The organism is Helicobacter sp. 23-1044, from assembly GCF_053654695.1.
Genome location: NZ_JBSIUQ010000020.1, coordinates 1 through 13,918, shown reverse-complemented (window position 1 = coordinate 13,918; position 13,918 = coordinate 1). Strand labels below are relative to the sequence as shown.

At 40.5% G+C, this 13,918-nt stretch carries 15 protein-coding genes, 2 tRNA genes and 1 pseudogene; 8 read left to right on the top strand and 10 right to left on the bottom strand.

The features are described from left to right. The 6 genes and pseudogenes from ACWIUD_RS11800 to gyrA all read right to left on the bottom strand — a co-directional run. Positions 1-1,108, bottom strand: a pseudogene (locus tag ACWIUD_RS11800) (MBOAT family O-acyltransferase); the annotation flags it as partial. Positions 1,109-1,174: 66 nt separating this feature from the next. Beyond that, a complete protein-coding gene (gene tsaD / locus ACWIUD_RS11795) occupies positions 1,175-2,299 on the bottom strand; it encodes a tRNA (adenosine(37)-N6)-threonylcarbamoyltransferase complex transferase subunit TsaD (RefSeq protein WP_454149323.1) in 1,125 nt (374 codons plus the stop codon). Between the two features lie 64 nt (positions 2,300-2,363). Beyond that, entirely contained in the window at positions 2,364-2,573 is a 210-nt protein-coding gene (locus ACWIUD_RS11790) for a hypothetical protein (RefSeq protein ID WP_454149321.1), read from the bottom strand. Between the two features lie 20 nt (positions 2,574-2,593). Then, on the bottom strand, positions 2,594-3,886 hold the full coding sequence (locus ACWIUD_RS11785; RefSeq protein ID WP_454149327.1) for a sigma-54-dependent transcriptional regulator: 1,293 nt from the start codon (positions 3,884-3,886) through the stop codon (positions 2,594-2,596). An 11-nt stretch (positions 3,887-3,897) separates the two neighbouring features. After that, entirely contained in the window at positions 3,898-4,461 is a 564-nt protein-coding gene (locus ACWIUD_RS11780) for a hypothetical protein (RefSeq protein ID WP_454149319.1), read from the bottom strand. Beyond that, positions 4,424-6,991: a DNA gyrase subunit A gene (gene gyrA / locus ACWIUD_RS11775; RefSeq protein WP_454149317.1), complete on the bottom strand. Its 2,568-nt coding sequence runs from the start codon at positions 6,989-6,991 to the stop codon at positions 4,424-4,426. The genes ACWIUD_RS11780 and gyrA overlap by 38 nt, the downstream gene beginning before the upstream one ends. A gap of 32 nt (positions 6,992-7,023) precedes the next feature. Between gyrA and ACWIUD_RS11770 the strand changes: the two genes are divergently transcribed. The 8 genes from ACWIUD_RS11770 (at position 7,024) to ACWIUD_RS11735 (ending at position 11,184) form a co-directional block, all read left to right on the top strand. Then, entirely contained in the window at positions 7,024-7,527 is a 504-nt protein-coding gene (locus ACWIUD_RS11770; protein ID WP_454149316.1) for a YbgC/FadM family acyl-CoA thioesterase, read from the top strand. After that, complete coding sequence (locus ACWIUD_RS11765; protein ID WP_454149314.1) at positions 7,524-7,760, top strand: HP0495 family protein; 237 nt, start codon at positions 7,524-7,526, stop codon at positions 7,758-7,760. The genes ACWIUD_RS11770 and ACWIUD_RS11765 overlap by 4 nt, the downstream gene beginning before the upstream one ends. A gap of 96 nt (positions 7,761-7,856) precedes the next feature. Beyond that, positions 7,857-7,940, top strand: a tRNA-Leu gene (locus ACWIUD_RS11760). Positions 7,941-7,982: 42 nt separating this feature from the next. Next, a complete protein-coding gene (gene ribA / locus ACWIUD_RS11755; protein ID WP_454149312.1) occupies positions 7,983-8,579 on the top strand; it encodes a GTP cyclohydrolase II in 597 nt (198 codons plus the stop codon). Positions 8,580-8,682: 103 nt separating this feature from the next. Further along, complete coding sequence (locus ACWIUD_RS11750; protein ID WP_454149310.1) at positions 8,683-9,201, top strand: DUF4149 domain-containing protein; 519 nt, start codon at positions 8,683-8,685, stop codon at positions 9,199-9,201. 3 nt (positions 9,202-9,204) lie between these two features. Beyond that, positions 9,205-10,137 (top strand): diaminopimelate epimerase, encoded by a 933-nt coding sequence (locus tag ACWIUD_RS11745; RefSeq protein ID WP_454149309.1) that lies wholly within the window; start codon positions 9,205-9,207, stop codon positions 10,135-10,137. A 43-nt stretch (positions 10,138-10,180) separates the two neighbouring features. After that, complete coding sequence (locus ACWIUD_RS11740; protein ID WP_454149307.1) at positions 10,181-10,873, top strand: methionine ABC transporter permease; 693 nt, start codon at positions 10,181-10,183, stop codon at positions 10,871-10,873. 234 nt (positions 10,874-11,107) lie between these two features. Further along, positions 11,108-11,184: transfer RNA gene (locus ACWIUD_RS11735), tRNA-Arg, on the top strand. A gap of 25 nt (positions 11,185-11,209) precedes the next feature. On the opposite strand, the gene rfbF is transcribed toward ACWIUD_RS11735, so the two are convergent. From rfbF to ACWIUD_RS11715, 4 genes are all read right to left on the bottom strand, one after another. Further along, positions 11,210-11,992: a glucose-1-phosphate cytidylyltransferase gene (rfbF, locus tag ACWIUD_RS11730; protein ID WP_454149325.1), complete on the bottom strand. Its 783-nt coding sequence runs from the start codon at positions 11,990-11,992 to the stop codon at positions 11,210-11,212. Between the two features lie 73 nt (positions 11,993-12,065). Beyond that, the gene (locus ACWIUD_RS11725) at positions 12,066-12,911 is read right to left on the bottom strand and encodes a glycosyltransferase (RefSeq protein ID WP_454149305.1); all 846 of its coding nucleotides are present in this window, start codon (positions 12,909-12,911) and stop codon (positions 12,066-12,068) included. 82 nt (positions 12,912-12,993) lie between these two features. After that, entirely contained in the window at positions 12,994-13,260 is a 267-nt protein-coding gene (locus ACWIUD_RS11720) for a glycosyltransferase (protein ID WP_454149303.1), read from the bottom strand. Further along, a partial coding sequence (locus ACWIUD_RS11715; RefSeq protein WP_454149301.1) for a hypothetical protein occupies positions 13,247-13,918 on the bottom strand: 672 nt, incomplete at its 5' end. The genes ACWIUD_RS11715 and ACWIUD_RS11720, both read right to left, overlap by 14 nt.

Here is a 13,918-nt window from a genome sequence, read left to right as displayed (position 1 = left end):
CTCATCTAAAATACTTCCGCGATTTTGTTTGGCATTTGAACGCTTTTTGCCTCTGTTTCCACCCAAAGGGATATAAAGACACTCTTTTAAAAATCGCCCTAGCGTGATATGCCATCTGCGCCAAAAGTCTGCGATATTTAGCGATTTGTAAGGTGAGTTGAAGTTTAGCGGTAGCACTATGCCAAACGATAGCGCAAGCCCCATCGCCATATCGCAATATCCGCTAAAATCAAAGTAGAGTTGAAATGTGTAGCTTAATGAAGTCGCCCAAGATTCGGCGATATTTAGCACTCCGCCGTTTTCGACAATGCCAAATCCTGCATTTGCCCATTTGGCAAAGCTATCAGCGATGAATACTTTTTTAAATAAACCTATGCTAAAAATAAAAATGCCTTTGGCTAGGTATTCTTAGTTTATGGTGGATTGCTTCGATTCGGCTATCGCCGAATCTCGTAATGACGAAACATTTGAATCGTTAGAATCTGCGCCCATTTTTGCGAATTGTGGCATCATTTCTCTGTGATGGACAATCGGTCCTGCGATTAACTGCGGAAAAAAGCTAATAAAGAGCGCATAATCGATAAAATCTATTTTTAGATTTTCATTTGATTGCCCTTTTGCGTGTTTGTAGCAGTCAAACAAAAATGCGATTTGCTGAAAGGTAACAAAACTAAGCGCAAGAGGCAAAAGAATATGTGGCAAAGGGATATTAAAATCCAAATGCGCTATTTGGCTAAACAAATTGAAATTTTCTAACAAAAAATCCGTGTATTTGAAAAAGCAAAGAAGCGATAGATTGAAGATAATGCCTAAAATGAAGTAGAATTTGGGTGTAAATCTATCTAAATAGCAATTCCCCCCCCCCCTGTCGTGCGATTCGCGTAAATCTTAAAATACATTTTGCTAAAAAGTAATTCACAGCGATTGAGCCAAGCATTATAGGCAAATACGCCACTTTCCAAAATGCGTAGAAAAATAGCGATGAGAGAATCAAAAAGATTTTCGCCCAAAGAAAATGCGCTTTAAACTTTGCATTTTTTAGCAAATGAAATACTATCCACACAATAGGCAAAAATGCAAAGATAAATGCAAATGATGAGAAAAGCATAGGCGAATCCTTTGTTAAATTTATGAAATTTTGCAAAAATTAAAAGCGCGATTTTAGCAAAAATTTCTAAAACTTCGTGCTTTTTGGGGAAATGTTTAGATTTTCTAGCGCGGTAAAGTCGCCTAAATGATAAGCTTCGATGGCGCATCTGCCTATCATCGCGGCATTATCGCTACAAAATTCAAGCGGGGCAAAAAGGATTTCTTTGTCAAATTCTTTTGCGATTTTTTGGAGTTCGATGCGCAATGCCAAATTCGCACTCGCTCCGCCCACTACGCCAAAGCGTTTGATTGCGCCACTTGATTTATTGCGCGATTCGCGCTCAAAATAAAGGCGCGTTTTTTGCGCTATGTGGGCGATTGCGGATTTTTGGAAACCATAGCAGATTTCATCTATTTGGGATTTTTGCAATTTCGCAGAATCTACCCACCCCCTACCCCCCTCCGCAAGGGAGGGGGAAAAAGTTGTTTCAATCTCCGCAAGGGAGGGGGAAAAAGTCAATTCAATCTCCGCAAGGGAGGGGGAAATTAGCGAATCTATTTTCAACCGCACCGCATTTTTTAGCCCTGAAAAGCTAAAAGCCAAATCTTTATTTTGCAGCGGAATGGGGAATTTTATATTTTTTACCACCGCGCCTCTAGCGCACGATTCGACTGCCACTCCCCCGGGATAGCCCAAGTTTAGCATTTTTGCGACTTTGTCAAACGCTTCGCCAAAGCTATCATCAAGCGTCCCGGCGATAATTGTCAAATCCGTGTGGCTTTGTGCTTCGATGATTAGGCTATGTCCGCCTGATAGTAGCAAAATTACAAGCGGGAAAATCGCCCTGTTTTCTAAAAATAGCGAGTAGATATGCCCTTGCAAGTGATTTACCGAAATCAGCGGGATTTGTAGGCTTGCGGAGAGGGCTTTTGCCATCATCACGCCTTCAAGCAGTGAGACGCTTAATCCTGGCTCGGTGGTTACGGCGATTGCGCGGATTTTGCGTAAGTCAAAATTGCCACTTAATCTTTGCAAGATTTTTGGGAGATTGACAGAATGCAAACGCGAAGCGATTTCAGGGACTACTCCGCCGTATTTTGCGTGATTTGCGTCTTGTGAGATTTTTTGGTGAAATAAAATTTTGCGCGAATCTATCGCCGTTAGTGCTAACGAGCTATCATCGCAACTGCTTTCAATGCTTAAAATCATAAAATCCCTTTTGTTTCTTATATTTTTTAAAAATCCTTGCGAATCTTACCAAAAATTGCTTTTATCAATTCTTGCGATTCACAGAATCTCTCAATGATGGATTTATGGTAGATTCTGCGATTCGCTCTCGCAATGATGGATTATTAAAGCTGATTTGCGTCAGCATAATCATAATCGAAGTAATGGCGGTAGTGCTTTGCGTTGTTTTGGCGCGAAATGAGCGAGATAGAACTTGGGGGTTCATCGAGCGAAATGTTGTGTCAAAACAACGCAAATGATTACCCAAGACACAAATTAAATCCCAAATCTTGCCATTTTGCTTTTTAGCACTTTTGCGTCCATTCCTAACATTTCTGCCGTTTTTTCCGCATTGCCATCATTTTGCGCTAATGCCTCTTTGATAAATTCGCACTCCATTTCATCAAGGCTTTTTGTGCCATTTTTAAGGATTCGGTGCTCCAAAAACAAATCATCTTTTGTGATTTTTTCGCCCTCGCTGATTATCACAGCGCGCTCCACCACGCTTAAAAGCTCCCGTATGTTGCCGTGCCATTGATATTCTAACAAAGCATTTTTTGCATCTTTTGACAGCTCTTTTTTGCCACAATTATAGTGCGTAGCGGTTTTTTGCAGGTGCGATTCGGCAATGCTTAAAATCTCATCTTTGCGCTCACGCAGGGGCGGAATGGTGAGCGGAATCGTATTTAGCCGATAAAGCAAATCCTCTCTAAAAGCGCCTTTTGCGATTTTTTCGGCGATATTTGCATTTGTGGCAGAGATGAATCGGACATTTATTTTGATGATTTCTGTCCCGCCAAGTCGCATAATCTCGCGCTCTTGAATTGCGCGAAGTAGCTTTGCTTGAAGCGGGAGTGGCATTTCGCCGATTTCATCTAAAAAAATCGTCCCATTATTCGCGCTCTCAAATAGTCCTTGCTTTTTTGTGGTGGCGTCAGTAAATGCGCCCTGTTCATAGCCAAAAAGCTCAGATTCAAGCAGATTTTCGGGCAATGCAGCCATATTGATTGCCACAAATGGCGCGTTTGCACGAGCAGAATTTGCGTGTATGAATTTCGCAAATACTTCCTTTCCTACGCCTGATTCGCCTAAAAGTAGCACACTTGCATCGCTTTTTGCGCTTTTTAGGGCGATTTTTTTTGCGGTTTCTAAATTTTTGCCCTCTAATTTTGCTTCGTTTTGCGGTATTTGTGGGATTTTAGAGGTGATATTTTTTGCCACTTTTGCGCGTTTGATTGCTTCAACTAGCAAGTCGATTGTTAGCTCAGTTTTGATAAAAAAATCCTTTACAACGCCAAGTCGCAACGCCTCAATGGTTAGATTCATCTCAGCATACGCGGTGATGATAATCGCCTCATATTTCCCGCCCAAGCGGCGTAAAAACTCAATCCCATCAATATCTGGCATTTTAATATCAGTGATAATCAAATCACACGGCGTGTTTTCAAGCCCTTTTAGCGCGTCCTTTGCGCTTTTAAAACTTTTGATATGAAACTCATCATACTTGCCAAGCGACATTTCAAGGCTTTTTCGCATATTTATATCATCATCAACGATGATTATATTCATTTTGTTCGCGCTCATTTTTGTCCTATAATGTGGATTTTGGAGCGTTGCAAGTCTAGCAAAACTCGTTGCGCTGGGATTTTGAAAGTCGTTTTGGTGCGAACTTCGTTGTTGATGGATTTTATATCATCGCGAATCTTACTATCCAAATGTCCCGCAAAACACGCCAAAATCTCATCTTTGTTTTGTTTTAAAATCGTTATGTTTGAAGTGCTGTCATTTGTGTTTATGTCGCAAACTGCTATGATTTGCGGATTTTGACTAAGTGTGAGTGCCTTTGCGACTTTGAATTCCTCGCCGATAAGGGCGTTGTTTTTCATAATGGCGCGATATGAAATGATAAACTCTTCATTCGCAGAATCTGAGCTTAATTTGTCATTCTGAGCGAAACGAGAGTTGAGCGAAGAATCTCTATTTGCTAATTTTTGAGATTTTTCGCTACGCTCAAAATGACAATACTTATTAGATTCTGCGAATTTGGTGTGATTCGCAGAATCTACCGCATTTGCCACGCAAAACAGCATAAAAATCACAAAAATTTTATTCATTTTCACTAGATTCTGCGCCGTTAATTTCATTAGATTCTGCGTTTAGATTCTGCGAATTTTGATTAGATTCTGCGCCTAAATCGCCTAAAATCTCATCAGATTCTGCGTTTTCCAAATCTTTTTCCTCTTTTTGACATTGCGAAATATGCACGACTTTGTCTTTTTTATCTAGCGCAATAAGTTTCACGCCCATTGTGTTGCGACTTGTATCGCGGATTTTGTCAGTCTCTACGCGAATCATTTTGCCCGAACTTGTAAGTAACATCAAATCCAAATTATTGTTTTCCAAGCTCAGCACATTCACAAGATTGCCCGTGCGCTCATTTAGCTTCATAGCGATTACGCCCTTGCCACCGCGATTTGTGATGCGATACTCTTTTGCAAAAGTTTGTTTGCCGATGCCTTGTTCGCTCACGCTTAAAACCTTGTCTTCCTCGCTATCTAGCATAATCGCACCCACCACAAAGTCATCTTTGCTTTTAAATGTGATACCTTTCACGCCACGCGATACGCGCCCTTGTTCGCGGACGATTTCAAGCGGGAATTTTATCGCATAGCCCTTGTATGTGGCGATGAGAATATTTTGCGTATTTTGCGTAGCAATTCGCACCGTTACGACTTCATCGCCCTCATCTAAATTGATAGCGCGAATGCCGACACTGCGCACATTGCCATATTCGCTAAGATTCGTGCGCTTGATTACGCCGTTTTTGGTAAAAAATACAAGCGATTTATCCGCCTCAAAGTCGGTGGTTGTGATGGTTGCCATAATCTTTTCATCTTGCTCTTTATTGATGAGATTTACAACCGCCTTGCCAATCGCCGTGCGGGAGGCTTCTGGGATTTTATAGACTTTTAGCCAATAAAGCACACCGCGATTTGTGATAAACATAATCGTATCGTGCGCGTTTGCCACGAAAAACGATTCGATAAAGTCATCATCGTGCGTGTTGCCACTGATTTTGCCCTTGCCACCGCGATTTTGCTTTTCATAGGTTTTTAGCGCAACGCGTTTGACATAGCCTCTGTGGCTCATCGTAACGACAACAGGCTCATTTGGGATTAAATCCTCAATGTCAATCGCCTCATAATCGTCCTCAATTTGTGTCAATCGGGGCGTAGAAAATTTGTCCTTTATCTCTTGCAATTCGGCTTTGATGATTTCATTTAGCTTATCTTGGCTTTTTAAAATTTCGCTTAATCGCTCAATCTCTGCCAAAAGTTGCTTGTATTCAGCCTCAATTTTGTCTCGCTCTAAGCCTGTAAGGCGTTGCAATCGCATTTCTAAAATCGCCTTTGCCTGCGCCTCGCTTAACGCAAAGTCTTTCATCAGCCCATCTTTTGCCACTTGCGAATCAGCCGAAGCGCGGATTAGCTTAATCACCGCATCGATTGAATCTAATGCAATTTTTAGCCCTTCTAAAATATGCGCTCTCGCCCTTGCCTTGTCTAGCTCAAACAAACTTCGGCGAATCACAATCGTTCGCCGATGATTTAAAAATAAATGTAGCAACTCTAAAAGCGTGAAAATCTTTGGCTCTTTGTTGTTAATAGCTAGCATTATAATCCCAAAAGTGCTCTCCATTGGCGTAGTTTTGAAAAGATGATTTAGCACAATCTCGCTCATCGCGTCCTTTTTTAGCTCAATTACCACGCGAATCCCGTCCCTATCGCTTTCATCGCGCACTTCATAAATACCATCTACGACTTTTTCTTTGGCAAGTTCGCTTATTTGCTCCACAAGTCGTGCTTTATTGACTTGGTAGGGCAATTCATCGATGATAATTATATCGCGCTGTTTGGTTTTCTCAATGTGAGTTTTGGCGCGAATCTTAATTTTGCCCCTGCCTGTGCGGTAAGATTCCTTTATGCCGTGTTTGCCAAAAATAATCCCACCTGTGGGAAAGTCTGGTCCTATGATAAACTCCATAACCCTATCTAAATCCGCGTCATTATTATCCACCAAATAAATCAGCGCGTCAATCACTTCATCAATGCGGTGCGTGGGGATATTTGTCGCCATTCCTACCGCAATCCCGCTTGAACCATTTATTAGCAAGTTTGGCACACGGGTAGGCATTATGTCTGGCTCTTGGAGCGTGTCATCGTAGTTTGGGACAAAATCCACCGTATCTTTGTCAATATCGCGCAAAAGTTCTTCGGCGACTTTTGTCATACGCGCTTCGGTATAGCGCATAGCAGCGGCACTATCGCCATCGATTGAGCCAAAGTTGCCCTGCCCATCGACTAATTCTAATCGCATAGAAAAATCCTGCGCCATTCGCACAAGCGCGTCATAAACTGCGCTATCGCCGTGCGGGTGGTATTTACCGATGACATCGCCTACGATTCTAGCGGATTTTTTGTAAGCGGCATTTGAGGTTACGCCTAATTCGTGCATTGCATATAAAATTCGTCTATGCACGGGCTTTAAGCCGTCTTTTGCGTCAGGCAGAGCGCGTCCTGCGATAACGCTCATCGAATAATCTAAATAGCTCTCAGTGATTGAATCTTCGATTTTTACATCGACTATGTCGGTATTTGTTGTTAAATCTTCCATTTTTGTTCGCCTTAAAATTTGTGATTAAAAAAATGTGTGATTTTATAAAAAGTATGCTTAAAAAATTTAGAGATTCTGCGGTAGAATTTCGCCAAAATTTGCAAGGACTTGTGATGAGTGATTTTAGAGTGCGAATCTACTACGAAGACACGGACTGCGGGGGCATTGTCTATCATACAAACTACATAAAATATTGTGAGAGGGCGCGTAGTGAGATATTTTTTAGCAAAGGCGCAATGCCAAATACGGATACAATCGGGCTTGTGGTGCGAAAAATGAATGCGGAATTTTTGGATTCGGCACGACTTGGGGATTTACTAAGCGTTAGGACACGAATCTTAAAGCTGGGCGGTAGTTCGCTAACTTTAAAACAAGAGATTTTTTTGGTGGATTCGTGCGAATTTAGTGGTGAAAAACTCATTTTTACCTGTGAAATTAAACTCGCCTGTATCGACATAAAACATAAAAAAATCGCAAAAATCCCAAGTGAGATTCTGCGAATCTTGCAAAATAATTTTTTAGGGGGCAAAAATTGAAAGAGATAATTTACCCTACGCAGTGGGAATACACGATATTTTGCACGGATAAAGATTTGCTACAAAATGCGCTAAATTCGCGCTTTTGCGGACTTAAATACACTCTTACAGACTCTAAAAAGAGCGCGAATTATTCAAGCCATCACTTTAAAATCAATGTGCTAAATGAAGCGCAACGCAACGAGATTTTTGAGTTTTTACGCGAGATTGAGTGCGTGAAATTTGTCCTATAAAGATTCTGCGATTTGCAGAATCTCACATAAAATCACAAAATTTAATTTTACTTTAAAGATTCTGCGATATAATTGCGCTTTTATTTTGAAAATTTTGCGGGAATGGCGGAATGGTAGACGCACCAGACTTAGGATCTGGCGCCGCAAGGTGTGGAGGTTCAAGTCCTCTTTCCCGCACCACACTACAATAATTCAAAAGATTTTTAAAATTCTAGGATTAAAATGGATATTTCAGAGCAAGCAAATCTCCCCACAAAATACGGCAAATTCATCATTCAATCTTTTAGAGAATCATCGCACACCGAAAATTCTTTATCTTGCGGGGAAAAGTTCGAGCATTTAGTCGTGCGGACGGCTAAAATGGGCGCGATTCCGCTTGTGCGTGTGCATAGCGAATGCCTTACAGGCGATGTTTTCGCATCACGCAAATGTGATTGTGGTGATGAACTTGCAATCGCGTTGCAAAAAATCGCGCAGGACAAAGACGGCGGAATGATAATTTATTTGCGCCAAGAAGGGCGTGGAATCGGGCTTTTTAACAAAATCAACGCTTACGCCCTGCAAGATAAGGGTTTTGATACAGTTGAGGCAAATGAGGCTTTGGGCTTTGCGAGTGATAATCGCAACTATGCCGTTGTGGGCGAGATTTTCAAACATTTTGATATAAAAAAAACGCGCCTTTTGACAAACAATCCCAAAAAAATCGAAGCGATTTCGCGCTTTGTGGAAGTTGAGCGGAGTGAGATTTTCGCACCAAAGAATGAATTTAATGAGAAATATTTGGCGGTAAAAAAAGCAAAATTGGGGCATTTGTTATGAGTGTATTTGTGGATTTGCGTTTTCTCAATTTGCATTTGGGTGCATCTTTCGCGGATTTGGCGACAGCCAAATCGAAGCAATCCAAAAAATTTAAAGGACTAAAATGAAATTTTTTCTCTCACAAAGTTTTCTAAAACCCGCAAAAGCCTTGTATTTGTGGCTTATCGCGCTTTGCATTGGCGCGATTTTTTGTAGCGGTGCGTTTGTAGCAAGTGTGATTTTCAATGCCGAAAATTTTGGCGTAAATTTGGCTAGATTTGAAGCAGGTGCGCTAATGAGCGCAATTTTTGCAAAGCTAAATATTTTGCTTCTTATTTTGGCGTTTGTGATGACATTTTATGAGATTTTATCGGCGAAATTAGCCACATTAGCGCGGATTCACAAGATTTTGCTTGGCATTAGTAGCGCGATTTCTGTGCTTTGCATATTTTTGTTTGCGCTTTATTTTTCGCCCAAAATCATCGCACTGCAAAAACTTGGCGAATCTGCCACGCAAAGCGATGAATTTCTCACGCTCCACGCACAAAGTGAGTGGATTTTTCATATTTTATTTTTCACACTGACATTTAATCTCATATACCGAATCCTATTTTGCGAATCTGGCGCAATTAAGGGAGTTTAGGCGATGTTTCTTACCAAATATAGCGCAAGTGGCAATGATTTTTTAATCACTACCGCTTTCAAACGCGCAAATCGCGCAAATTTAGCAAGGCAACTTTGCGACAGACACAATGGCGTGGGCGCAGATGGGTTTGTCGTGCTACTGCCACACGCAAAATTTTCATATTGCTGGGAGTTTTACAATGCCGATGGTAGCAAGGCGGATATGTGCGGAAATGCGTCTCGTTGCGTGGCACACTATGCGGTGGCGCACAAAATCGCGCCAAAAAATCATAGCTTTTTAAGCGGTGCTGGGGCGATAAAAGTTCGCGTAGCACGAAATATCGTGGAGGTAAATTTAGGCAAAGTGCGAATTTTAAAAGAAAATATAGTCGAATTTATGCCAAATTATTTAAAAAACAATAATTCAAATTCTAGTATTGTGAGCGAAAAATCGGGGTTGCGCAGTTGTGAGCGAGAAAATAGAACTAATGGTTCATTGACGAAGCGAACAACAAAACAAGGCGAAGCCGAAGTTTCTTTATTCAGTCTCCCCGATTTGTCGCCACAAGACGAATTTGGGCTAAATTTTACACTTTTAGATTCAGGTGTGCCACATTTAGTGGCATTTGTCGATTCGTTTGCAAAAGAAAATATTGCTAAAAATCTTGCATTTTTGAAGCTTTTGCGCGACAAATACAATGCAAATGTGAATATCGCCACAATCACGGGTAAAAGCACCATTGAATTGCTGACTTTTGAGCGGGGCGTGGAAAATATCACACTAGCGTGTGGCACGGGAATGTGTGCGGTTTGTTTTCTCGCCAAATCACAAAATCTTATCAGCGATATTGCCACGCTAATCCCACCAAGTGGCGATAAAATCGCACTTCGTTTAGAAAATGATGAAGTTTGTTTTAAAGGCAAAGTCGCAAAAATCGCGGATTTGATTATCTAAATCGCAGAATCTAACGCAGAATCTAGCGCAAAAAAGGCAAAAAATGTTTGATTTTATAAATCTTTTTATCCACACGCAAACGCCACACAGCGAGATTTTCGCATTGCTTTTTAAGGCACTTGGCGAGACGCTTTATATGGTTGGGGCGAGTTGCGCGATTGCCGTGCTGTTTGGACTGCCACTTGGCGTCATCCTTTGCACTACAAAAAGGGGCAATCTAACGCCCTTCCCGTGGGTAAATTTCATCATCGGCGGGGTGGTAAATGTCATCCGCTCATTTCCATTTATCATCCTAATCATCGTGCTTTTGCCGCTCTCGCGGCTCATCATCGGCACGAGCATCGGTTCAAGTGCGGCAATCATCCCGCTTAGCATCGCGGCAATCCCCTTCATCGCGCGACTTTTTGAGGGGGCACTCGATGAAGTGGATAAGGGGCTAATCGAAGCCACAACTGCGCTTGGCGCATCAAATCTCACCATTATCAAAGTTATGATTTTGGAGTCACTCCCCTCGCTAGTCAATGCCGTAACAATCACAATCATCGGCGTCATCGGCTATTCAGCGATGGCAGGTGCGGTAGGCGCGGGTGGCGTGGGCGATTTGGCGATGCGGATTGGATATTACTCATACCGCGCGGATATTTTGGCGTATTGCGTGGTGGCAATCATCATTTTGGTGCAAGTGGTGCAGAGTTTGGGCGATTTTGCGGTGAAATATTTACGGCGAAATCGGTAGATTCTGCGAAAATTTATATTTAGATTCTGCGGATTTTGTGAAACGCAGAATCTGCGGTTTTTTTTGAGAGATTCTGCGAATCGCACGAAATTTGCAGAATCTGCGGTTATTTCGTGCTAGATTCTGCGAAAAATGGGATTTTTAAGAGATTTTGCGAAAATAATTTTGCATTTTTTTATAAACTTAAAGTTTGCCAAAGTTTAAAATGCTAAAATTCGCATTTTATTTTACTTCGTGCCCATAGCTCAGCTGAATAGAGCAATAGGTTGCGGTCCTGTAGGTCGGGGGTTTGAATCCCTCTGGGCACACCACTTCTGCAATTCACAGATTCTGCGATTACATCCAAAGTGCCCACGGTGCGCATTTGTTTATCCACATTTGACATAGTTCATTTTTATCGCGAAGCGTATCCATACATTTCCAAAATCCATAATGCTTAAAACTATACAATTCCCCATCTTGCGAGAGATTTTTAAGTGGTTCTTGCTCAAAAATGCTAAAATCATTATCGATATAATCAAATATTTTTGGCTCGCATACGAAAAATCCGCCATTTATCCATCCGCCACCGCCTTGCGTATCGCCCTTTGGTTTTTCGGTAAAGTTTGAGATTTTATTATCATTTGTGATATTTAAAACGCCAAATTTTCCTTCTGGCTGAACTGCGCTCATAGTTAATGCGCCATTGTGCGAGTTGTGAAAATCTAGCAATTTTTTGATATCAATATCCGCTAATCCATCGCCATAAGTTAGCATAAAAGTCCCATCCACATAATCTTTTGCGTATTTTATGCGTCCGCCTGTCATTGAATCTTGCCCGGTGTAGAGCATTGTCACTTTCCAAGGTTCGGATTTTATGCTGTGGATTTCAAGCGAGTTGCTTCCCATATCAATGCTAATGTCGCTATATCGCGTGTAATAGTTGATAAAATAATCTTTTATAATATGTCCTTTGTAACCTGTCAAAATGATAAATTCATTAAATCCATAAAAACTATAAATTTTCATTATGTGCCACAAAATCGGGTGTCCGCCGATTTCTACCATTGGTTTTGGTTTGAGCTCCGTTTCCTCGCTTAGTCTCGTGCCTAATCCACCTGCTAAAATCAATACTTTCATCAAAATGCTCCCTTAAATTTAAATGCGAAATTTTAGCAAAAAACGCAGAATCTGCAAAGATTTTCGCGTATTTTTAAGTAAAAATGCGTTTGACTTGGCGATAAATCGCACTCATTATCGCGCCAAAAAGTGGAATTTTTGCGATGAAAATTTTAAAGAAATAAATTTGCCGTTTTATTTTAAATTTGCAATATTTTGTCGCACTCACTTTAAACGGACTTAAATTTCTATAACGCCAATAATATTTTGTATCCAATCTCGCGTAATTTACATACCAAGGTTTCAAGCACGCATAATGCACAAAAACCGCGTGTTTTTCCTCAACTCGCGCAATGTCGCTCAAAGGTAAATCGCTTAGATTTCCCCGTCCTTTTTCATTTTTCACACTTAAAGTAAAACAAAAGCAATGTGGCAAAATACCGACATTATCCTCAAATCCTAAATGCCAAATGCCTTCCTCTGCGTTGATTAGCGATTTATGCGGTGAGTGCAAGTGTGCCACTGCGTAATCATAAAATTTTTGCGAGAGATTGTGCTGGCGCATTTTTGATAAATTTAGCAAAACCATATCGGGGTCAAAATAATATTTGCGTCCAAAATTTTTGCAAAAATCATTCATCAAATCGCTAATTTTCGCAGAATCTCGCCCAAAATGAATTGCCTTATTTTCACTAGCGATTGCAAAATAATCGCCCAAATCGTATTTGAAAACTTCGCTTACGCATTTTAGTGCCACCACATCACATCCCAAAAATAGGCACTCATCCAAATCCACAAAAATATCCTGCAAAAATAATCGATAAAGAGACGGCACACCCGCCCAAAATGCGATGTAGTTTTGCGCTAAAAATTGTAATTTTTCATCATTCGCAGAATCTAAATGCGGTTTGTGGAAGGTGATTTTGTAGCGAGATTGCATAGATTCTGCGCTGTTTGTGGATTTTGGCGCAGAATCTGTGGGAGATTCTGCGATTTTTGAGGCAGATTCTGCGGTTTTTAACTTATTCTGCCCCCCCCCTATTTGCAGATTCTGCGTTTTGTGATTTCGCAGAATCTAAATTATCAAATAAAAAAATATGATTTAGCGCATTATATTTTGCGCAAATCTCTTGCAATTTTCTTTTATTTTCATTTGATATTTCAAAATCTAAAATGTGAAAATTTATGCTATTTTTCACAGCAATATTTTCCAAAATCGAAGTCATACTAGCCCCCAAATGCGGTGCATAATAATCACTGCAACAATACACGATATTAAAATCTTTCATTTTCATCCTTTAAAAAATCTTTATACCCAAAGAAAAATCTGCTATTTTTAATCGCTCTTTTTGCTTTGTAAAATAGTTTTGCTCCAAAAATCCGCATTTTATCATAAAAACTAAATTTTGTATCAATACCAAATTTTTTGTAAAAATCATCAGTAAGTGCCCTATTTTGCGGACTTGTTTCCAGCGGCCACTCTAAAAGATAGATTAAATTATATCGCTTAAAAACGGGCGAAAACTCCGTGCAGTCCTTAATAAAATGATAATGTTGCAAGGCATATTCATAGCATAGATTTTTTTGCATTCCTTGTGAAATATCGATGCGTTTGCAGTTTGTCCTTGCGTGATAGTGGGCGATACCAAAGGTTCTAGCACATCTTAGTGCGCCAAAAATATCGCCCATCGGGTATTCATTTTGATTATATCCGCCAAATGCAAGGCATAATTTTTTATTATGAAGTAGCGCAGAAGGTCGCGTAGCAGGATAAATCAGCGTATCTTTATCACTAAACTCAAATAGTTGTAGAGATTTGTGAAAAAGTAGATTTTTAAGTTTATTTTTGATTTTTGCGCGAATGGTTTTATTTTTTAACGCTAATTTCTTTTCCTCTAATTCATCTTGCGAAAATGCGATTTTCTCGCCAAAATTTTTCGCATTTGA